Source organism: Paenibacillus sp. FSL H7-0442, from assembly GCF_038593105.1.
Classification (GTDB): Bacteria; Bacillota; Bacilli; order Paenibacillales; family Paenibacillaceae; genus Paenibacillus; species Paenibacillus polymyxa_D.
Window position 1 is genome coordinate 5621041 of the sequence record NZ_CP151963.1, and the last position, 19327, is coordinate 5640367.

Below are 19327 nucleotides of genomic sequence, written 5' to 3' on the forward strand. Positions count from 1 at the left end.
TATGAAGCATTTGGACGGAAAAACAGCAATTATCACCGGGTCCTCTAGAGGAATTGGACGTGCCATTGCCGAGCAACTGGCTGATCTGGGCGCTAATGTAGTCATCAATTATGCCAGCAGTCCGGACAAAGCTCAAAAAGTCGTGGAGAGGATTATTCAAAAAGGCGGCAAAGCCATAGCACTTCACGCTGATCTGGGCAAAATGAGTGATATTGAAGCATTATTTACAAATACGATTGCTGAATTCGGTAAAGTGGATATTCTGGTTAACAACGCTGGGCTGATGATCACCCAACCTCTGGCTGAGGTAACCGAAGCTGACTTTGACAAACAATTCGCACTGAATGTAAAGGGCACCTTCTTTGCCTGTCAGCAAGCCATGAAATATATGGAGAACTACGGAAGAATCGTGAACCTGTCCACATCCGTGATCGGACAAATGTTCCCGACCTATAGCGTATACGCAGGTACCAAGGGCGCAGTGGAGCAATTTACCCGTCAGCTAGCCAAGGAATTCGGAAGCAAACAAATTACGATCAACGCCGTGGCTCCCGGTCCTGTGAACACCGAGCTTTTCCAAGCTGGAAAAACCGAGCAGCAAATCGAAGGCATGAAAAAAATGAATGCTATGGGTCGGCTCGGCGAACCGGAAGATATCGCTGATGTGATTGAGTTTCTGGTCAGCGCCAAATCACAGTGGGTTACCGGGCAGACAATCCGCGTCAATGGCGGGTTCATCTAAAAAGCTGGAATACATGGAATGGAGGTTATTACGTTCATGATGTTACACAAAGGTGAGACCTTATTTCGACAAGGAGAATCTGGCCCTTTATATCACCTCAAGAGCGGCTTGTTAAAAATTGTCCGAGTCCATGAAGACGGCTCGCAAATTTTAGTTAATGTGATTGTGCCCGATGAAATCATCCCGCACCACTCCCTGATCAGCCCCAATCCTTATTATGGTACAGCAGTCGCGCTGGTAACCTCTGAGGTTGAGGTTCTGTCACAAAAAGAATGGTATCAGGCGCTGGAGCAAGACCCGACTCAATGTCGGGCTATCGCTTTACAGCTACAGGATAAGTTGCGCATGATGCAGCAACGAATTGACCAGCTCACCGAGGTGTCACCTGCCGAAAAGCTTCGGAAGCTTCAACGCTGGTTCCACTCCTACATCGCACCCGCCACGTTAACGGACGTGCTGACGCAGGAGGAGATCGGCCAGTTTATCGGGCTACGCCGGGAGACGATTAATCGGCTATTGCGTGCTTCAAGCGCTCCTTCTGCAAAAGATGATGACGATAATGCATCTCGATGAGCGAAAACCACTCTCCAGCATTCAACGCGCCGAATCTGGGATGAGAGACGGTAGAAAGCCCTGTTGATTTCCCAACGATCGGCTCAATCTCTCTCATTTTACGGATCACAGCATTTAAACCCTCCACAATTTCTTCTTTGCTCGTCGGTTGTGGGGGAGTATACTGCGGAGATGGTGGAACTTGGATACGTATGGGCGGAAACCCTCCTAGATTAAAAACGGCCGTACCCGCCTCCGTTTTAACCCCTGTCTCCCCATTAGGCTGTAGACAAACATCAATGTTCTTCAGGTGCATATACAGAGCAGAGTTCACCAAATGAAGATACATTTGTCCAAGCGACCATTGGTCCTCCTGCGGTGTGTACTGCAATTGCTCCAAGCTAAAGCTGTCCAATTCAAGAAGATAGTGTTGTGCCGTTTCTTCAAAACGCTGCAATGTTTCGGTTGTATTCATATATTAGTGACTGCCCCTCTCTATTAAAGTAGCTTTACTATACAAAAATGCTACTGACAGCATTATGTCAGTAGCATTTCAACATTTTTTCCACTTCCGCACGTATCCGCTCCCGGAGCGACTCAGGCTCCAGCACAACCATATCCGCGCCCCATCCAAGTATCCATTGCAGTAATTCCTCCGGCTGTCTAACGCGGAAAAGTATATGCAATCCATCTGCACGCTCCTCTATAGCCTCCATATAAAAGTTGTTCGCTTCCTTCACCTTATCTGCGATATCGGAGCGTGCTAGTATGCGAACAGTCACATGACGGTCATCGGTTTGCTTATAATCCTGCAAATGAAAATCGACAGGCAAATGAAACCTATCCTCCAGTACCATAAGCTCGTCCATACGTGACAGACGGAAATGGCGAAGCTGCTGCCGCAATTCACATTGCCCGATTAATACCCACGAACCACGAAGCAATACCAGACCATAGGGAGCGACCACACGCACACTTTGACGATTCCCGTCAGCCTCTGGCATTCTTTTGGAGTAACCAAACCGTACCATTCGTTTTTCCAATACAGCAAGACGCAGCGTTTCCAAGTAGGTTTTCTCTCTATGGTTTGCCCCTTCACCCACAGCGAGCAATCTCATGGTTGTACGCACCCGGGAAACTTCCCTGCGGACGCTCTCTGGTAAAATGGCTTCAATTTTCCTGCGGGAGGTTTGCGCCTTGATACCGTAGTCTGTATCAAATTTTTGTTCGATAAAATCCGTCCCGATTAGCAACGCCACAGCCTCTTCTGCGGTAAAGCTCACTGGGGGCAGGAAATACCCCTCCATCAAGGAATATCCAATGCCCGGTGCTCCTACAATCGGTACGCCCGATTCGCTTAGAGCCTGAATATCCCGATAGATGGTTCTCACACTCGTTTCGAATATAGCTGCCAAATCCTCAGCTCGTAAAATATCCTTACGCTGTAACTCTAGCAAGATCGCTAGCAAACGATCTGTTTTGTTCATACCATGGCCCCTCTCTGGAAGGATCTAAAATGCAGAAATACAAAAAAGCAATAAGGGCAGTACAGTCACTGCGACTTATTGCTCTTTTTTTCATACGGAAGTTACTCCATTACTTAAAAAATACTTTTTCAACGTTATATTTAGCCTTTTGTGAATTGATAATGTAGGTTTCATAAATTTCTCGCTCTACCGCATCTTCTACAATACAAACCTCGATAATCGCAACCTCATTCCGCTTGTCCTTGATCGGCGATACGTTATCTTCAAAATGCTTTTTGATTCTTGGTCTTAGCTTTCTTGCTTTACCAACGAACAGCAGTTCCTCCTGCGCATTGTAAAACATAAAGATACCCGCCTTATCTCTAGGGATCAGGTGAAAGTCGGTAAACCCGTAAATATGGCTGAGCTCAGGGTTAACCTGTTTGGTAATCGTGATATCCGGAGTTGGAATTGTTATATTAATCACTATGTCACTTCCTCATTCTATATAGGTGTAAATATTATCACAAATCCTGCGGTAACACCATTCAAGATAATCAGGGAGTGTCCCCTGGAACAGGCTTCGTCGTTTTCTCAACGATTCTTTCCAGTACCCAGACAAGTACCCCCACTGCAAGGCTGGCGATGACCGCCATAATCGCCGATCCGCCAGCATGTAGCAGCAACACGGGAACCCAAAGCAATCCGAGCAAACGATGTACGGTCCGCATCCACTTGTTACGAACTTTGTTAATGAAGAAGCCATACCCGGCGATCGCCAGCAGAATGACAAATCCCGCAATCCCGGTATAGGTTTTGTTATCTTGAAGCTTGGTTATCAAAAAATAAATACCATGAGCGGCAATCAGGATCAAGGTCGCCCAACCCAGAAGTTTATGGAGGGAATGTAACAACCGCCCGGCTCTTCTAACCAACATTGATGGCGATCTTAGCTTCTTCTTAAACCAGAACCAAGAGAAAGCGGCCGCACCAAGAAATACGGAAATCGTACCCAAAGTCTTGAATATTTCCCCGTTGCCCCCACGCCCTTCTCCACGAGGATGTACGCCCACAGGCCCTGTAGACCCACCTTCTGATAGCCGTGGGCCAGGTCCACCGCCGGAGAGCGATGACATGTAGTAATAGTAGATGACGAGTAGAACTGCTACCGTAACTGCAATCATAGCTGGAATCCAAACGGCCCTTTTCGTCTTCATTTGTTATACATCCTTCCTAGGAAAATTGCCTTGAGTGTACCTGGTCAAGCTTAAAACAAGATTAAAGCAAGCTGAAAGTATTCCTTTTACCTCAGTCAGTATCGAGGATGGTCGTAATAACGTTAATACAGGCACCGTAATAGATAGAAATCTATGAATTCCCTACTATGCGAGCACGCCGGTTTCCGTTACAATATGTCAGTGTGATTCTGGCATCGGCAGATTGACGCGTATTTGAACATTATTGGAGGCTTCTATTTTTTCATGCAAAATGAATCTCATGCTAACGTAAAAATCATAACGGCCGATCCGAGTGCGATCGGCCTGTTTGGCTTGGCTATTGTAACACTTGTAGCTTCATCCCAAAAGCTTGGTCTCACTGAAGGCTTGAGCTTTATTATCCCTTGGGCTATTTTCCTTGGTGCCTTTGCACAGCTGTTTGCCTGCATTCAGGATGCAAAGCATAACAATACCTTTGGCATGACGGCATTTGGTGCTTACGCCTTCTTCTGGTTAGCCGTAGCTAGTAGCTGGATGATTAAAATGGGCGTATTCGGCTCAGAGCTGGCATCTGCTGTAGATGGCAAACAGCTCGGCTTTGCCTTTGCCGGCTATCTCATCTTCACGCTCTTCATGACCATTGGAGCCATGGAGACGCACAAGGTCCTATTTTTTATTTTTGTGTTGATTGATTTTCTATTCCTCGGCCTTAGCTTCGATGCATTCGGCATCGCCCCAGAGGTGTTCCATACCATCGCCGCTTATGCTGAAATGGGCATTGGTCTACTCTCGCTGTACGGTACAGGAGCTGCCGTTCTGAATGCACATTTTGGCCGAACATTTCTGCCCGTAGGACGTCCTTTCGGCATTTTTAAACCACGTCCTTAGCTGCATATTTAAACCCACAAAGCCTCCTTTCGCGCCGATCCGCGTTAAGGACGGCTTTGTTTCCTTTCCATCACTCCCTCCTGTATCAAAAAAATACTAAAGAGAGTCGTTTAGTGAATATAAAACCCCACAATGATAACAATATACATAAATTGTATTCAAAGGGGTTTTTGTAAAAATGACACAAAGCAAATCTCGTATCGCATTTCCGCAATTTCCCGAATCGTATTGGTTAGCTTCCACTGACATCCCTAACTTCCCCAAACTTAGTGAGGATATTCAGGTGGATGTTGCCATTGTAGGTGCGGGGATTACCGGTATTACCACTGCTTATTTACTTTCTAAAAAAGGATTAAACGTCGCCGTCGTCGACGCAGGGCGGATACTTCATGGGACAACCGGTCATACTACCGCCAAAATTACCGCACAGCATGATTTGATCTACAGCGAGTTTATTTCCCATTTTGGCAAGGAAAAAACCCGGCTCTATTACGAAGCCAACCATAACGCTCTTCAATTTATCAAACAAACGGTAGAAGAATTTAATATCGATTGTCAATTTACAGAAGAAGATGCCTACGTTTATACATGTGAAGATACGTACGTTGGAAAAATCGACGACGAATATAAAGCTTACGAGCAACTTGGCATCCCGGGAGGTTATGTCGAACAAACGCCTCTGCCGTTTTCAACTAAAGCAGCTATTAAGATGAAAAACCAGGCCCAGTTTAATCCTGTACCTTTCTTAAGATATTTGGCAAACCAAGTCATCCGTCAGGGCGGGGAAATTTATGAGCAAACCACCGTTGTAGATGTGGAAAAAGGAAACCCTGCCATCATTACAACCAGCGACGGAAAGAAAATTACCTGCAACCATGTCGTATCCTCCTCACATTTTCCATTCAATGATCCCAACGGTCTTTATTTTGCGCGATTGCATGCCGAGCGGTCTTATGTACTCGCGGTCAAAACCGATAAAATCTATCCAGGTGGTATGTATCTAAGTGCAGAAACCCCAAAACGTTCACTTCGCTCCGTAATGGTAAACGGAGAACCAATGGTTATCGTCGGTGGGGAAGGTCACAAAACAGGACAAGGAATCTGTACTTTCCAGTACTATGAAGCTTTACAAAAGTTCGCGGAGCAAACATTTGGATTAAAGGAGATCGTTTATCGCTGGTCGGCCCAAGACTTGTATACGCTAGACAAGCTCCCTTATATTGGGCAGGAACTATCCAACACCTCTAACATCCTCGTTGCTACGGGTTATAGAAAATGGGGGATGACCACAAGTGTAGCGGCAGCCTTATTAAATACGAATCTGATTACCAGAGAGGAAAGCCCCTACCAGGATCTTTTCTCCCCTTCAAGGTTTCATATGGACCCCGACATTAAAACATTTGTAACTCAAAATGCAAATGTGGCTAAACATTTGATTGCTGGAAAGTTAGACATCAGCTACAAAAAAGCCGAAGAACTGGAACACGACGAAGGGTCGGTCATCCGGGTAAACGGCAAAAGAGCAGGCGCATACCGAGACCCACAAGGAGCATTGCACCTAGTGGACACGACATGCACCCATATGGGTTGCGAAGTCGAGTGGAATGAAGCGGAAAGAACATGGGATTGCCCTTGTCATGGCTCTCGCTTTTCATATCAAGGCGAAGTCATTGAAGGACCGGCCAAAAAAGCACTTGGCAAGGTTGAAGCCGAATAGCACGATCCTTTCGAATAAACCTAGTTAGGCTGGATAACATACCTTTGAGAAACATAAAAGAAAGGTGATCCGATGATAAACCAACAGTCTACATTAGCGGCGCATGAGTCCTTAGAAATCCACGAAGCGCTTAATTTTAAAACGTTATGCTTAGCCAAGTCCAAATTAATGCAGGGCTTGGTATTCGATCAAGAGCTAAAGGATTTAATGGAAAAAGATGTTCAGCAATCTATACAAGCTATTGCCGATTTGCAAGCATTGTATGTTAAAGCACCGTTTCAGGCACCTGTTCCAGAATTCCGACCAACACCAATCTTAAATTGAGGTGAATGATGTGACATTAGATCAGACCCAGTCCGCTAAAATGGATTATGTGGATCCAAAAAACTCATTAAACATGCCAGAAATGGCAGACACGACCTTAGCGATGGATTTTCTGATTCGCGTCAAGGAAGGAGTTCGAAATACAGCCGTAGCCTTGACGGAAACCGTCTCTCCAGATGCCAGAACTCTGTTGCGCAATCAACTGCATCAAGGCATCGCTCTTCATCAGGAAATTACTGATCTTATGGTACGAAAAAAATGGTTTCATCCCTATGATCTGCAAAAGCAGTATCAATTGGATCAACTATCAGCCAACAAGACGGTGGACATCAGTAAAATGAAACTGTTCCCAGACGATACCACCCGCAAGGGTATGTTTGATCGCACGCCGGACGAACATATGGGAGGAAACCAGGCATGAAAGCAGTGACCTACCAAGGTATCAAAAACGTTGTGGTTAAAGAGGTTCCGGACCCAAGTATTCAAAAAGCCGACGATGCGATTGTCAGACTGACGACAACCGCTATTTGTGGTTCAGATCTGCATCTCATTCATGGAATGATTCCGAATCTACAGGAAGATTATGTAATTGGTCATGAGCCGATGGGGGTTGTAGAGGAAGTTGGCAGCGGCGTAACCAACTTAAAAAAGGGAGACCGCGTGATCATTCCGTTCAACATAGCGTGCGGTGAATGCTTTTATTGTAAAAACCAATTGGAAAGTCAATGTGATCATTCTAATGAGCATGGAGAAATGGGCGGTTTTTTCGGCTATTCAGGAACAACTGGTGGATATCCGGGTGGACAAGCTGAATATTTACGTGTGCCTTTTGCCAACTTCACTCACTTCAAAATTCCGGAGAGTTGTGAACATCCTGACGAGAAGCTTTGCCTGATTGCTGATGCCATGACTACTGCATTTTGGAGCGTCGATAATGCCGGAGTAAAGAAGGGGGATACTGTCATTGTTATTGGCTGTGGACCGGTAGGTCTGCTAGCCCAGAAGTTCGCCTGGTTCAAAGGGGCAAAACGAGTCATTGCGGCAGACTACCTGGATTATCGTCTGCAACATGCGAAGCGTACAAATCATGTGGAAATTGTTAATGTAGAATCGCAAGAAAACGTCGGCAACTACCTCAAAGAGATAACCAAAGGAGGCGCAGACGTAGTTATTGACTGCTCCGGCATGAGCGGTAAAATGTCTCCGCTGGAATCTCTCGCTTCCGGTCTCAAGCTTCACGGCGGAGCTTTAGGAGGACTAGTCATAGCTACACAGGCTGTGCGCAAAGGTGGCACCATTCAAGTTACCGGAGTCTACGGCGGACGATATAACGGTTTTCCTTTGGGAGACATTTTTCAGCGAAATGTTAATTTACGTACGGGACAGGCTCCCGTTATTCACTATATGCCATATATGTATGAGCTGATTGATACGGGAAAGGTGGACCCAGGAGACGTTGTTACACACGTCATTCCGTTAAGCGACGCCAAACGTGGATATGAAATTTTTGATACCAGACAGGACAATTGCATCAAAGTTGTACTTAAACCTTAACTATATATTGGAGCATTGGAGGTAAACGTCATATGGTGTATGGCCTGCACGAAACACTTGAAGTCCATGAATTGTCAGCGTTCAAAACAGTGTGTCTTACCAAGTCTAAAACCATGCAAGCATTAATCTCTGATCCAACTCTCAAAGCTATATTACAGCAGGATGTTGACTTATCGACCCGCCAATTACAAGAACTCGGTACCCTCTTAGATCAAGCCATCTCACAGGAGGTTAAGCCATGAATACACTGTTGGAGCATTTGACCGGACTGCATACCTTAACGGACCAAGTCATTGCAGCCGATTTTCTGAACGCGGCCAAAAGCGGTGTGAGAAATTACGCTATGGCCGTAACAGAAGCGGGAACTCCAGAAATTAAGGCAATTCTTACGAAGCAACTGGATGAGGCTATTGATATGCATGAGCAGATTTCAACATACATGATCGAACGTGGCTGGTATCACCCATGGAACGTAAAAGAGCAGCTTACGATGGATCTACAAAATATCAATACTGCATTGCAAGCCCCTGTTTTATAAAGATAGGACGCTCACTTCGGTCGTACATTCCTGACCGTAGGACGTCCCTTGGGGATTTTAAAAGCACATCCTTAGCAGTATATGTAAACCCAGAAAGCCGTCTTTCACGCCGATCAGCGTGAAAGACGGCTTTTGGTTTTATCTCATTAGCTTCATTATTCAGCTTGCCAATTCGGCATCCGTTCTGCAGGATAACGAAGACCCGCTGCCATTCCTTTTGGAATAATTGCGTTAATAGCTTCCATTTCTTGTGCGGATAAAACAACATCGACGGATCCTGCATTTTCCTCTAAATACGTAACCCGCTTGGTTCCTGGAATCGGTACAATTCCCTCTTGCGCGAGCAGCCATGCCAACGCCAGTTGAGAAGGTTTGACCCCTTTTTGGGCGGCAAGGTCCTTAACATGCTGCACGAGATCCAGATTTTTTTGGAAATTCTCAGGTTGAAAACGTGGCACAGAGCGACGGAAATCATCTTCTGCAAAATCATCAAACTTCTGAATTTGTCCGCTCAAAAAGCCGCGTCCAAGTGGACTGTAGGCCACAAACTCGATGCCTAGTTCCTTACACGCCGGTATAACTTCATCTTCTGCTTCTCGGCTCCATAAGGAGTATTCCGTTTGCAGCGCTGTAATCGGATGTACCTTGTGAGCGCGTCGAATGAGCCCAGGAGAAGCTTCGGACAGCCCCAAATAGCGGACTTTTCCCGCTTGAACCAAGTCACTCATCGCACCAACTGTTTCCTCGATAGGCACATTCGGATCAACACGATGCTGGTAGTACAGATCAATTACATCTACACCCAGTCTTTGCAGGCTGCGATCACATGCCTCTTTTACGTATTCGGGACGGCCACTTACACCCATAAATGCGCCATCTTCCCCACGCATAATGGAAAATTTAGTGGCTAATACGACTTCGTCGCGGCGGCTCCGCAGGACTTGGCTAATCAGTTTTTCATTTTCCCCCACACCATAGACATCGGCAGTATCCCAAAAGTTTATCCCTAGCTCCAGCGCACGATGAAGTGTTTTGATCGACTCCTGCTCATTCAACTCACCGTAATATTCGGACATTCCCATGCAGCCCAGACCCAGTGCAGATACTTGAAGGTCACTGTTACCCAGTTGTTTCTTTTTCAATTTCTATCACTCCTAAATTGTCAGAATAGTCATCGTATTTCCTAAGCACCACGTCACATTCCGTATGTTACTACTTAAAGTTAACTTGAAGTCAAGCATTGTCTCGTTTTGAAACGAGAATTATTATGTATGAACAGAAGCGGTCGGTAGCTTCTGGACGGTAGGGAGATTCACTTACAAAGCTAAGGCTTCTTCCGTAATCTTCTTGATATCAATGGATAAAGGTGTTTCTTCCTTGACCATATCGGGCAGGATATTCTCCAAAAAATACTCAACGCAGTGTAATTGAATATTCTTGATTTTTACAAGTGCATTACGGTACATGACTATAAATTCTTTTTCCGTATTTCCCCGCTGAAGTTCTGCAAATGCTTCGTATACCTGATCCATCTTGTCCGCAACTTCAAGGATTAAACCTTCTACAGAATCATCTTTACCTTCCCTTAGCTGTTTGCGAAAAATAGCCTTAAAATCCTCGGGAATATTCTCTTCAATAAAATACTCAATCATACCCTCTTCGACCTGTTGGATTAATAATCGTAGTTCCTTAGAGGAGTGCTTAACTGGCGTTTTGATGTCTCCAATAAAAATCTCCCCGTAATCGTGACTGCTCGTAATCTCGTATAGCTTTTTCCAGTCAATACGGACACCATTTCTCTCTTCAATATCAGCCAGCGTTTTGGCGTATTGTACGACTTTCCAAGAATGTGCCGATACGCTGTGTTCCTCGAATTTAAACTTACCCGGACAACGGATGATTCTTTCCAGCTCATTTAGCGACCGAAAATACGTGTGAATCCCCATCATTGCATCCATCCTTTAATATATATATGAGATAGTCAATCTAAATCCCACTATAAACCTCAACTATTAACAGCAGATTATCGCAATATCAAGTGGAATTCACACATGTAGCATATACACAATTTTTGCTATACACTTTATAAAAGAGGAATTTGCAAAATCCTGAAAAAAATATAAAGTGGTGAATTCGTTGTTCAAAATCTTATTAATTGAAGATGATGAAACTTTGTTCCATGAAATGAAGGATCGGTTAACTCAATGGAACTATGATGTGTATGGCATCCAGGACTTTAATAAAGTCATTCAGGAATTCACAACGATAAAGCCTGATCTGGTCGTGATAGATATTCAATTGCCGAAATTTGATGGGTTTCATTGGTGTCGAATGATTCGATCCCACTCTAACGTCCCCATCCTTTTCTTATCGTCACGGGATCATCCTACGGATATGGTGATGTCGATGCAGCTTGGAGCGGATGATTTTATCCAAAAACCGTTTCATTTTGATGTACTCATTGCCAAATTACAGGCGACACTCCGCCGCGTATATAATTACAATACAGAACCTGTCTCCCTTAAAACATGGTGTGGCGCAACGGTCGACTATGAAAAAAATGTAGTAGCCAATGAGACTGGCTCCATCGAATTAACCAAGAACGAGATTTTTATTTTGAAGCTGCTGATCGAACAAAAAAATAAAATTGTTGCACGTGAGGAATTAATTAAAAGCCTCTGGGATGATGAACGTTTTGTCAGCGACAATACCCTGACCGTCAACTTGAACCGCCTGCGCAAAAAATTGGACGAGCTGGATTTGGGCCGTTTCATTGAAACGAAAGTCGGGCAAGGCTACATGGCTACAGAAGAGGCACCTGCCTATGATTAAAAAATACCTTATAGAGAGGCGGAGCTGGATTCTACTGTTTGTGTGTCAGCAATTCCTGATCCTGTTCATTGCTTATGTGGATGCAGCAATTCCGTTAGTGCCGATTCTTTATATCGTCTTCTTATCTATGATGATTTTCTTGGTTTTTTTAATCATTCGTTATCCCAAGGAAACCAAGTTCTATACCACACTAGAAAAATGGGAGAGTTCTCTTGAACTAACGGGTATAGGCGAACCGGAGAGTCCGTTTGAGCAAATCATTGAACAAAAAATCACGGGCCAGAACGAACGGTTACAACAGATCATCTCGCAAAATCAATTGACACTTGAACATGAAAAAGATGAACTATTATCCTGGATTCATGAGGTAAAAACACCTTTGACCACCATGCATTTGATGATTGAGCGGTTGGACGACAAGTCCCTAAAAGCTCAGTTAACCTATGAATGGCTACGAATTCACTTACTGCTGGATCAGCAGCTCCATCACAAACGAATATCTTTTATTGAAAATGATCTGTATGTCGAGCAAGTGGATTTAAAATCTCTGGTTTTTAAAGAGATCAAAGCATTACAGTCATGGTGCATCCAAAAGGGGATCGGTTTTGACATCCAACTTGAGCACATGGAAGTGCTGAGTGATGCCAAATGGCTGGCTTTTATCATCAGACAGCTCTTAACCAATGCCATCAAATATAGCGATGCCAGTGATATTATCATTCACAGCTATGAACAAAGGGATCGAATACAGCTTGAGGTTCAAGACTTTGGACGCGGTATTGATCCGAAGGATATACCGCGTATCTTCGAGAAAGGTTTTACCTCCACAACCCAACATTCTGATCACACTTCAACGGGTATGGGGTTATATTTAACGAAAAAGGCAGCACAAACCTTGCTCATACATATAGATGTGCACTCCAAACCGAACGTAGGTACAACCTTCACTTTAATTTTTCCCAAACGAAATGATTTCGTGAGTGTGGTAAGCATGTGACAGAGATGTCACATGCTTTTATGTATTGTTCGCCCAATCAAAGGAAAAACATCGGCTCTATTTTTATAATAAGGCTACAAGAACAATAAGGAGTGCATCGAAGTGAACATTTTAGAAGCTCATAAAATCCGTAAAAGCTACGGTAATAAGTTCAATATGCAGGAGGTTTTGAAGGGAATAGATATCCTTATTGAAGAAGGGGAATTTGTCAGTATTATGGGAGCCTCCGGTTCAGGTAAAACCACATTGCTGAATGTTCTTTCCTCTATTGATAAAGTGAGCCAAGGTTCCATTAGAATCAATGATATCGAAATGACGAAAATGAAAGAAAAGCAACTGGCTGAATTTCGAAAAGAGCATTTAGGCTTTATTTTTCAGGAGTATAATCTGCTGGATACGCTAACGGTGAAGGAGAACATCCTCTTACCGTTATCCATCACCAAAACGCCTAAGAAAGAAGCCAACCGAAGATTTCAGGAAGTGGCTACAGAATTGGGGATTTATGAGTTGAAAGATAAGTATCCCAATGAAATTTCGGGTGGACAGAAACAGCGTACATCAGCGGCCAGAGCGTTTATTCATGAGCCCAGTATTATTTTTGCCGATGAACCTACGGGTGCACTGGATTCCAAGTCGGCTTCCGATTTATTAAACAAGCTGGGCCAGTTGAACCAAAAACGCAAAGCAACCATTATTATGGTCACGCATGATCCTGTCGCTGCCAGCCATTGCAGTCGGGTTATTTTTATTAAGGATGGGCAAATGTATACGCAGCTTCACAAAGGCGAGCAGGAAAGACAAAGCTTCTTCCAGGATATCATGAAAACCCAAGGGGTCTTAGGCGGGGTCCAATATGAACATTAATCTGCTCATTCTAAAAAATTTGAAAAAAAACCTGAAAAATTATTACCTTTATGTTTTTGCCCTCATTTTCAGTGTTGCACTCTATTTCGCTTTTGTCACACTACAGTACGATCCCTCCATGGACGAAGTGAAGGGGTCTGTTAAAGGTGCAGCTTCCATACGGGCAGCTTCCATTTTACTGGTCGCTATTGTCTGCATTTTTCTTATGTATGCCAATAATATTTTTATAAAAAGACGAAGCAAAGAAATTGGCCTATTTCAATTGATCGGAATGACTAAAAGTAAAATTTTTCGCATCCTGAGTGCTGAAAACCTAATTTTATACTTTAGTTCCCTCTTCATTGGGATTGGGGTTGGATTCTCCTTTTCCAAATTAGTGATTATGATTTTATTTAAGACGACGGGCGTCGAAGCCATTGCCACTCTATATTTCTCTAACCAAGCACTGACTCAAACACTCATCGTTTTTGTTGTCATCTACCTGCTGATCATGCTCATGAATTATTCTTTTATCAAAAGACAAAGTATTTTGTCCTTGTTCAGAGTGACCTCAACCACCGAAGGGAAAATCAAGAAAATATCGATCTTTGAGATGATCATCGGGATCATTGGCATCTCTCTCATCGCTTTAGGTTACTATGTTTCCTCCAAATTATTTGGTGGAGACTTTACATCCATAAATGAATTGTTTATGGCTATGGTGTTTATTTTGGGCACTGTCATCATCGGAACACTCCTTTTTTATAAAGGATCTATCCGCTTTATTTCCAATATCATCAGAAAGAGTAAAGGCGGCTATTTGAACATTAATGAGGTGCTATCTCTCTCATCCATTATGTTCCGCATGAAGTCCAATGCTTTGTTGTTGACCATTATTACGACAGTATCAGCACTTGCCATCGGTTTACTTTCCTTAAGCTATATCGCCTATTATTCTGCGGATCAAGCAGCTGAGGACAATGTACCTTCCCATTTTGCCATGACGAATGTACCGGATGCGGAGAAATTCAAAGCGTTACTTCATGAGCATGATATAAAGTATCGTGAAAAGAAAATTGAAGTGATTCAAGTCAGTGTGAAGACAGCGCAAATTATGGAGACTCCTATGGAACAATTAAATGATGGTACGGATTCCATGACACTGCCTGTCGTAAGCGACCAATCTGTGGAGGGTACGGATGTAACTCCAGGCCAAACGGTTTTAACGGGCTATAATGATATGTTACAGAAATTCATGTCCTTGAAAGACTTTGGCCCCTTGGATTTGAAGGGGAAAACAGAAGTCATACCTCAACAATATGTGGGTCTAAAAAAGGATTATGTCATTCCCTACTATTTTGCAGCCGGGGGAGTACCCACTGTCATTGTAGACGAAACCATCTTTGAGCGGTTAAAGAAAGATGTAAATCCTGAGATTCAAAAGAAATCATCCTTATATATTGGAATTGATATGATAAATGCAGAACAGATTGAAGAAGCCAATCGTCTCTTTGCAGCTGCGAATTTTAATGATCAACAAACATCCCGCCTTGAAATGAGCAGCAATCAGAAGCGGAACATGGGAGTGATCATGTTTGTAGTTGGCTTTTTGGGACTCACCTTTCTCATTACATCAGGCTGTATCCTTTACTTTAAGCAAATGGATGAGAGCGAAGATGAAAAAGCCAATTATACGGTGTTAAGAAAGTTAGGGTTCACCCAAAGTGACCTGCTTCGAGGCATTAAAATAAAACAGCTCTTTAACTTCGGCATTCCATTAGTGATTGGCCTATCACATAGCTATTTCGCCGTCCAATCCGGCTGGTTCTTATTTGGAACCGAAATTTGGATGCCTATGATCATCGTTATGGTGCTGTACACCGCCTTATATTCCATTTTTGGAGTGCTATCCATTCTGTATTATAAAAAGGTCATTAAATCAGCATTATAACCGGCAAAAAGTCAAAAAAAGCCCTCAGCATAAGTGCCGGGGGCTTTTCCAAATATTTGAGCATTTTTGTTCCTGCGTGTACAATAAAATAACTACCATCGTAACCCCAAGGGGGGGAGCTTATTTTATTATTACTCATCAATGGCATCGGCATCGTAGCCAATATCATACTCGCTTCCTTTACAGGTGCGGCTATTTTTATGGGAATTGTTTTTTTCCTAATTGGCTTGCCTGAGTTTAAAAAATCGCCGACACTTACGAAAAAGGCTAAAAAAGATATCGCCTATATTATGTCAACCCTATTAACTCTTGTTGTATTCATGGTTATCGTTTGCTGGAATATCCGTGCCTCAGGTGATTTGATGCTAGCAGGTCCGCTAACACCGCAAATGAAGTTTCACTGGGGACAAAAGGTGTTGATGCTAGGGTTACTGGAGGGCTTATGGTCTGTCATCACCCTAAAATGGCTATTACCCATCTTTTTTGATCCGCTGGATCTCAGTAAGAAGCAAATCCTCGTTCTAGTGAGCGGGATTGTATTTAGTGTGGGTTCAGGTATTTATGCCATACTTGGAGCTAGTTAATGGTTCGCCTCTACAGAGGCTCGTGTGAATGCTTAACGCAAAGGTTCAAAACCCTCTGCTTGCTTAAGAATCCGCTCAATTTCCGCGCATGTCTCCGGTTGCAGCGTCACTTCGACTGCTTTTACATTTTCCTCAATTTGTGCCGGTTTAGTAGCCCCAATAAGTGCAGCGCTGATACCCGGTTCTCTCAGAATCCAAGCAAGCGCGAGCTGTGACAGGGTAACACCCAAATTCTTCGCCAGCTTATCCAGCTCCTGGACACAGTTCAGAACGGTATCGTTCATGTAACTGCTGATGACATTATTGACAGAGGCATCAGCCCCGCGGCTACCCGTCGGTAAAGGTTGTCCAGGCTTGTATTTCCCCGTGAGGACCCCTTGGGCCAGAGGCGAAAATACAATTTGGCCGATGCCTACCTGCCCGGATACCGGAAGTACCTCATGCTCGATGTAACGTTCGAACATATTATAGATCGGCTGATTGGCAATCAGCGGGCGCAGATTCAGCCTTTTTCCAATCCCATAAGCATCCATGAGCTGGGCAGCACTCCATTCGCTGACAGCAGCGTACAGAATCTTACCCTGAGCCTGAAGGTCATCGAGCGCTCGCAGCGTCTCTTCCAAAGGAGTGTCCGGATCATAACGATGACAAAAGTACATGTCGATATAATCCGTACCCAGACGCTTCAGACTCGCTTCACATTGCTCCATAATGTGCTTGCGTGACAGTCCCCTGTCATTGGGACCGGAATCCATAGGGAAGTACACCTTAGTAGATAATACATAGCTATCTCTTCGATAAGACTTCAAGGCAGCTCCCATAGCCTTTTCGCCTTCTCCCCGGTTATACGCGTTCGCGGTATCAAAGAAATTAATCCCGAGTTCAAAGGCTTTGGCAATACAGGTATGAGCTGCTTCCTGCTCGGCGGCTGTACCGTACGTCAACCAGCTCCCCAAGCCGATTTCACTAATTTTAAGACCACTGTTGCCTACATTTCTATATTTCATATCTACTCCTTCTTTCATAAGAGAATTATATTTTTATATTTTAACATGTAAACCCTTTCATTAAAATCATTGATAAAGGATTCATGGAGTTACATGAAGGATATCTACCACCCTGACTGTTAGGGTGGTAGATGCTTTAGTTTCACAATTTCAAATCATGTCTACTTGCTTCCTACAGGAAAAAGCGCATCATATGCAGGACAAGGCAGTTTGTCGAGAAACTCCTGAAGCTGCTTCGGTTTATTTTTGTAAATATCCTTTAAGGATGTTCCATCATAAATATTGCCGATGACCACAGGATGGCATAGCTCACAGATCAGAATGTCCCCGTTCCCGTGCAGATGGAGCTGTTTTTTACCATCAACACAATTGGAAAAATACACACCCGGCTGTTCCTTGAAACCCAGTGCTTCTGCGAAACGGTCCATACAGGTGAAATACAATACAGTATCATCTTTTTTATGTGCAATCAGGTCATGAACGGAACGGACGAGCGCTTCCTTGGTGGAAATAGCGTTCCAGTTGGTATGATCCATCACAATGCTGTTTTGGATTTCATGGATGCGCACACCGAGATCATATACCATTTCGCTAATAGCTGGCATGTTGTTTTGTGTCTCCGCAAACAGCAACGTCTCCAACACCGTTTCCAGCTTGGCCTCGGTACATAACCGGATATTTTGAACAATTTTCTCATACATGCGAGGATGAACATGATAATAGGCTGCATATTTATCAGCATCCGTGAAGTTGAAGGAGATATGAATGTTGGAAAGACCTGCATCACGCAGTTTCTCAATTCGTTCAGGGCTGAGCAAGCTGGCATTGGTGTTGAGCTGGGTAGCGATTCCTTTGCTCGAACAGTGAGCCACAATGTCCAGACAATCCTCATACTTCAGGGTCACTTCTCCCCCGGACAGTCGCACACGTTTTAACGTTGGAATGTCATCAATAATATCAATGACCTCTTTGCTGCTAATGCATTGCCCATCGTTCCGCTGATATGCGCAGCAGTAATCACACTTGAAGTTGCAATTAGAGGTGACCCCGACTTCCAGTCCCTCCAGCTCGTAGATGCCCGGCTTTTCCAGTTCAAGTGCTTTATATTTGTTCTCTATACTCACTTTCTCATGATCCTCCCGATCTCAGGCTTGTGTCTTGAATTCCCCTTGAGATTATACAGAATGGGACGGTTTGTAGATATGACATTGGTAACGGCGAACCGTTGCATAAGTAGCGTCATGTTTTGGGTAGGGAACTGCAGAAAAAGCGCAGAAAAGGATTGGCAGCATATTGTTAAATAGTAAAAAACTCAATGTTAGAGGGTTACAACCGCCTAGCCTATGGAAACAGTAACTTATACTATTCCCCGTTTTTTTTCTTCCCTCAATACATATACTATATCTCAAAATTGTATTCTTAGGGGGAGAGATGCGAAGATGAAAAGGTTAGTTTATGCATGCATGCTTTCTTTACTTCTTATGACTCCGATACAAATCGTGGGAGCAGCTATAAATACAGCGGAAGCTAGACCAGTTAAACCAGAGTTACTAAGTTCTCTTCGTCAGGGTGGATACATTCTGTTCGTTAGGCACGGTGAAGCAACGCTAGGAGAAGATCAACCTAATCTCGTCTTAGGCGATTGCTCACTCCAAAGGAATCTTTCCGAGGAAGGTAAAAGACAAGCCTTACTTTTTGGGGAAAGGATAAAGAGCTTACAAATCCCCATTCAAACCCCAGTTATAGCAAGTCCCTTTTGTCGAACAAGGGAAACGGCAGAATTAGCTTTTGGAGCAGAAAATGTTCATGTAGATCCCTTCTGGGTTAGAATTTACAATCTAAGTGGTGATGTAACCGCAGCAGAGAAGGAAAGTACATTAGCCGAACTGACTTCTGTGATAGAGAAAGTTCCACCTTCTGGGACCAACAAAGTTATCATTGCTCACAGTTTCCCTCAAGGCATTGGTTTGGGCGAGATTCCGAACTTGGGTACTGTAGTTGTGAAGCCAAAAGGACAGGGAAACGGTTTTGATATTGTAGACAGGATATCTTTTGCTGAGTTGTCGAGTGTGCCGTGAGAAAAATTTGCGGCTTCAGACAACACAGTGAACCATG

Annotated in this window: 24 protein-coding genes; 15 read left to right on the forward strand and 9 right to left on the reverse strand. The window is 43.9% G+C overall.

All coding sequences use genetic code 11. The features are described 5' to 3' along the window. The first annotated feature begins 1 nt into the window (after window position 1). Window positions 2-742 carry an SDR family oxidoreductase gene (locus tag MHH57_RS24860; RefSeq protein ID WP_029518834.1) on the forward strand — a complete coding sequence of 247 codons (741 nt, stop codon included), beginning with the start codon at window positions 2-4 and terminating at the stop codon, window positions 740-742. 36 nt (window positions 743-778) lie between these two features. Beyond that, window positions 779-1315, forward strand: a complete 537-nt coding sequence (locus MHH57_RS24865) for a Crp/Fnr family transcriptional regulator (protein ID WP_029518835.1) — start codon at window positions 779-781, stop codon at window positions 1313-1315. Here MHH57_RS24865 and MHH57_RS24870 read toward each other — a convergent pair. From MHH57_RS24870 to MHH57_RS24885, 4 genes are all read right to left on the reverse strand, one after another. Beyond that, window positions 1248-1769: a DinB family protein gene (locus MHH57_RS24870; protein WP_080658672.1), complete on the reverse strand. Its 522-nt coding sequence runs from the start codon at window positions 1767-1769 to the stop codon at window positions 1248-1250. The two genes, MHH57_RS24865 and MHH57_RS24870, sit on opposite strands and share 68 nt — an antisense overlap. A 67-nt stretch (window positions 1770-1836) precedes the next feature. Then, the gene (locus tag MHH57_RS24875) at window positions 1837-2781 is read right to left on the reverse strand and encodes a YafY family protein (RefSeq protein ID WP_029518836.1); all 945 of its coding nucleotides are present in this window, start codon (window positions 2779-2781) and stop codon (window positions 1837-1839) included. Window positions 2782-2890: 109 nt separating this feature from the next. Beyond that, window positions 2891-3247 (reverse strand): nucleotide excision repair endonuclease, encoded by a 357-nt coding sequence (locus tag MHH57_RS24880; RefSeq protein ID WP_069012290.1) that lies wholly within the window; start codon window positions 3245-3247, stop codon window positions 2891-2893. A 70-nt stretch (window positions 3248-3317) separates the two neighbouring features. Further along, window positions 3318-3977 (reverse strand): hypothetical protein, encoded by a 660-nt coding sequence (locus MHH57_RS24885; protein WP_029518838.1) that lies wholly within the window; start codon window positions 3975-3977, stop codon window positions 3318-3320. 264 nt (window positions 3978-4241) lie between these two features. Here MHH57_RS24885 and MHH57_RS24890 point away from each other — a divergent pair, with 264 nt between their 5' ends. From MHH57_RS24890 to MHH57_RS24920, 7 genes are all read left to right on the forward strand, one after another. Beyond that, window positions 4242-4865, forward strand: coding sequence for a GPR1/FUN34/YaaH family transporter (locus MHH57_RS24890; RefSeq protein WP_029518839.1), 624 nt, complete (start codon window positions 4242-4244; stop codon window positions 4863-4865). Window positions 4866-5043: 178 nt separating this feature from the next. Continuing rightward, window positions 5044-6582 (forward strand): FAD-dependent oxidoreductase, encoded by a 1539-nt coding sequence (locus tag MHH57_RS24895; RefSeq protein ID WP_342434654.1) that lies wholly within the window; start codon window positions 5044-5046, stop codon window positions 6580-6582. Between the two features lie 72 nt (window positions 6583-6654). Next, window positions 6655-6906 carry a hypothetical protein gene (locus tag MHH57_RS24900; protein WP_039271973.1) on the forward strand — a complete coding sequence of 84 codons (252 nt, stop codon included), beginning with the start codon at window positions 6655-6657 and terminating at the stop codon, window positions 6904-6906. Between the two features lie 40 nt (window positions 6907-6946). Next, window positions 6947-7327: a spore coat protein gene (locus MHH57_RS24905; RefSeq protein ID WP_039272188.1), complete on the forward strand. Its 381-nt coding sequence runs from the start codon at window positions 6947-6949 to the stop codon at window positions 7325-7327. Beyond that, the gene (locus tag MHH57_RS24910) at window positions 7324-8460 is read left to right on the forward strand and encodes a zinc-dependent alcohol dehydrogenase (RefSeq protein ID WP_029518843.1); all 1137 of its coding nucleotides are present in this window, start codon (window positions 7324-7326) and stop codon (window positions 8458-8460) included. Before MHH57_RS24905 ends, MHH57_RS24910 begins: the two co-directional genes overlap by 4 nt. Window positions 8461-8492: 32 nt before the next feature. After that, the gene (locus MHH57_RS24915) at window positions 8493-8702 is read left to right on the forward strand and encodes a hypothetical protein (protein WP_029518844.1); all 210 of its coding nucleotides are present in this window, start codon (window positions 8493-8495) and stop codon (window positions 8700-8702) included. Beyond that, window positions 8699-8998 carry a spore coat protein gene (locus MHH57_RS24920; protein ID WP_029518845.1) on the forward strand — a complete coding sequence of 100 codons (300 nt, stop codon included), beginning with the start codon at window positions 8699-8701 and terminating at the stop codon, window positions 8996-8998. Before MHH57_RS24915 ends, MHH57_RS24920 begins: the two co-directional genes overlap by 4 nt. 155 nt (window positions 8999-9153) lie before the next feature. Here MHH57_RS24920 and MHH57_RS24925 read toward each other — a convergent pair whose 3' ends face one another. Next, the gene (locus MHH57_RS24925; protein WP_029518846.1) at window positions 9154-10140 is read right to left on the reverse strand and encodes an aldo/keto reductase; all 987 of its coding nucleotides are present in this window, start codon (window positions 10138-10140) and stop codon (window positions 9154-9156) included. A gap of 174 nt (window positions 10141-10314) precedes the next feature. Further along, the gene (locus MHH57_RS24930) at window positions 10315-10944 is read right to left on the reverse strand and encodes a YfbR-like 5'-deoxynucleotidase (protein WP_209947909.1); all 630 of its coding nucleotides are present in this window, start codon (window positions 10942-10944) and stop codon (window positions 10315-10317) included. A 190-nt stretch (window positions 10945-11134) separates the two neighbouring features. Between MHH57_RS24930 and MHH57_RS24935 the strand changes: the two genes are divergently transcribed. The 4 genes from MHH57_RS24935 to MHH57_RS24950 all read left to right on the forward strand — a co-directional run bounded on the left by MHH57_RS24935 (window position 11135) and on the right by MHH57_RS24950 (window position 15621). Further along, the gene (locus MHH57_RS24935; RefSeq protein WP_029518848.1) at window positions 11135-11830 is read left to right on the forward strand and encodes a response regulator transcription factor; all 696 of its coding nucleotides are present in this window, start codon (window positions 11135-11137) and stop codon (window positions 11828-11830) included. Continuing rightward, window positions 11823-12827 (forward strand): sensor histidine kinase, encoded by a 1005-nt coding sequence (locus MHH57_RS24940; protein ID WP_342425449.1) that lies wholly within the window; start codon window positions 11823-11825, stop codon window positions 12825-12827. Before MHH57_RS24935 ends, MHH57_RS24940 begins: the two co-directional genes overlap by 8 nt. Window positions 12828-12929: 102 nt before the next feature. After that, the gene (locus tag MHH57_RS24945; protein WP_069012292.1) at window positions 12930-13691 is read left to right on the forward strand and encodes an ABC transporter ATP-binding protein; all 762 of its coding nucleotides are present in this window, start codon (window positions 12930-12932) and stop codon (window positions 13689-13691) included. After that, entirely contained in the window at window positions 13681-15621 is a 1941-nt protein-coding gene (locus MHH57_RS24950) for an ABC transporter permease (protein WP_342434655.1), read from the forward strand. The genes MHH57_RS24945 and MHH57_RS24950 overlap by 11 nt, the downstream gene beginning before the upstream one ends. On the opposite strand, the gene MHH57_RS24955 is transcribed toward MHH57_RS24950, so the two are convergent. After that, the gene (locus MHH57_RS24955) at window positions 15605-15775 is read right to left on the reverse strand and encodes a hypothetical protein (protein ID WP_342434656.1); all 171 of its coding nucleotides are present in this window, start codon (window positions 15773-15775) and stop codon (window positions 15605-15607) included. The two genes, MHH57_RS24950 and MHH57_RS24955, sit on opposite strands and share 17 nt — an antisense overlap. A gap of 46 nt (window positions 15776-15821) precedes the next feature. Here MHH57_RS24955 and MHH57_RS24960 point away from each other — a divergent pair, with 46 nt between their 5' ends. Beyond that, complete coding sequence (locus MHH57_RS24960; protein WP_318627764.1) at window positions 15822-16205, forward strand: hypothetical protein; 384 nt, start codon at window positions 15822-15824, stop codon at window positions 16203-16205. A gap of 32 nt (window positions 16206-16237) precedes the next feature. Here the strand turns inward: MHH57_RS24960 and MHH57_RS24965 are convergent, their stop codons facing one another. Next, the gene (locus tag MHH57_RS24965) at window positions 16238-17212 is read right to left on the reverse strand and encodes an aldo/keto reductase family protein (protein WP_029518853.1); all 975 of its coding nucleotides are present in this window, start codon (window positions 17210-17212) and stop codon (window positions 16238-16240) included. Between the two features lie 161 nt (window positions 17213-17373). Then, on the reverse strand, window positions 17374-18336 hold the full coding sequence (locus tag MHH57_RS24970; protein WP_340957450.1) for a radical SAM protein: 963 nt from the start codon (window positions 18334-18336) through the stop codon (window positions 17374-17376). A 315-nt stretch (window positions 18337-18651) separates the two neighbouring features. On the opposite strand from MHH57_RS24970, the gene MHH57_RS24975 reads away from it, so the two are divergent. Continuing rightward, window positions 18652-19290 carry a histidine phosphatase family protein gene (locus MHH57_RS24975; protein WP_342434657.1) on the forward strand — a complete coding sequence of 213 codons (639 nt, stop codon included), beginning with the start codon at window positions 18652-18654 and terminating at the stop codon, window positions 19288-19290. The last annotated feature ends 37 nt before the right edge of the window (window positions 19291-19327 follow it).

Excerpts from the sequence above, each read along its gene's own strand:
- MHH57_RS24860 (WP_029518834.1), top strand. The coding sequence starts at position 2 with ATGAAGCATTTGGACGGAAAAACAGCAATTATCACCGGGTCCTCTAGA.
- MHH57_RS24865 (WP_029518835.1), top strand. The coding sequence starts at position 779 with ATGATGTTACACAAAGGTGAGACCTTATTTCGACAAGGAGAATCTGGC.
- MHH57_RS24870 (WP_080658672.1), bottom strand. The coding sequence starts at position 1,769 with ATGAATACAACCGAAACATTGCAGCGTTTTGAAGAAACGGCACAACAC.
- MHH57_RS24875 (WP_029518836.1), bottom strand. The coding sequence starts at position 2,781 with ATGAACAAAACAGATCGTTTGCTAGCGATCTTGCTAGAGTTACAGCGT.
- MHH57_RS24885 (WP_029518838.1), bottom strand. The coding sequence starts at position 3,977 with ATGAAGACGAAAAGGGCCGTTTGGATTCCAGCTATGATTGCAGTTACG.
- MHH57_RS24890 (WP_029518839.1), top strand. The coding sequence starts at position 4,242 with ATGCAAAATGAATCTCATGCTAACGTAAAAATCATAACGGCCGATCCG.
- MHH57_RS24895 (WP_342434654.1), top strand. The coding sequence starts at position 5,044 with ATGACACAAAGCAAATCTCGTATCGCATTTCCGCAATTTCCCGAATCG.
- MHH57_RS24900 (WP_039271973.1), top strand. The coding sequence starts at position 6,655 with ATGATAAACCAACAGTCTACATTAGCGGCGCATGAGTCCTTAGAAATC.
- MHH57_RS24905 (WP_039272188.1), top strand. The coding sequence starts at position 6,947 with ATGGATTATGTGGATCCAAAAAACTCATTAAACATGCCAGAAATGGCA.
- MHH57_RS24910 (WP_029518843.1), top strand. The coding sequence starts at position 7,324 with ATGAAAGCAGTGACCTACCAAGGTATCAAAAACGTTGTGGTTAAAGAG.
- MHH57_RS24915 (WP_029518844.1), top strand. The coding sequence starts at position 8,493 with ATGGTGTATGGCCTGCACGAAACACTTGAAGTCCATGAATTGTCAGCG.
- MHH57_RS24920 (WP_029518845.1), top strand. The coding sequence starts at position 8,699 with ATGAATACACTGTTGGAGCATTTGACCGGACTGCATACCTTAACGGAC.
- MHH57_RS24930 (WP_209947909.1), bottom strand. The coding sequence starts at position 10,944 with ATGGGGATTCACACGTATTTTCGGTCGCTAAATGAGCTGGAAAGAATC.
- MHH57_RS24940 (WP_342425449.1), top strand. The coding sequence starts at position 11,823 with ATGATTAAAAAATACCTTATAGAGAGGCGGAGCTGGATTCTACTGTTT.
- MHH57_RS24950 (WP_342434655.1), top strand. The coding sequence starts at position 13,681 with ATGAACATTAATCTGCTCATTCTAAAAAATTTGAAAAAAAACCTGAAA.
- MHH57_RS24955 (WP_342434656.1), bottom strand. The coding sequence starts at position 15,775 with ATGCCGATGCCATTGATGAGTAATAATAAAATAAGCTCCCCCCCTTGG.
- MHH57_RS24960 (WP_318627764.1), top strand. The coding sequence starts at position 15,822 with ATGGGAATTGTTTTTTTCCTAATTGGCTTGCCTGAGTTTAAAAAATCG.
- MHH57_RS24965 (WP_029518853.1), bottom strand. The coding sequence starts at position 17,212 with ATGAAATATAGAAATGTAGGCAACAGTGGTCTTAAAATTAGTGAAATC.
- MHH57_RS24975 (WP_342434657.1), top strand. The coding sequence starts at position 18,652 with ATGAAAAGGTTAGTTTATGCATGCATGCTTTCTTTACTTCTTATGACT.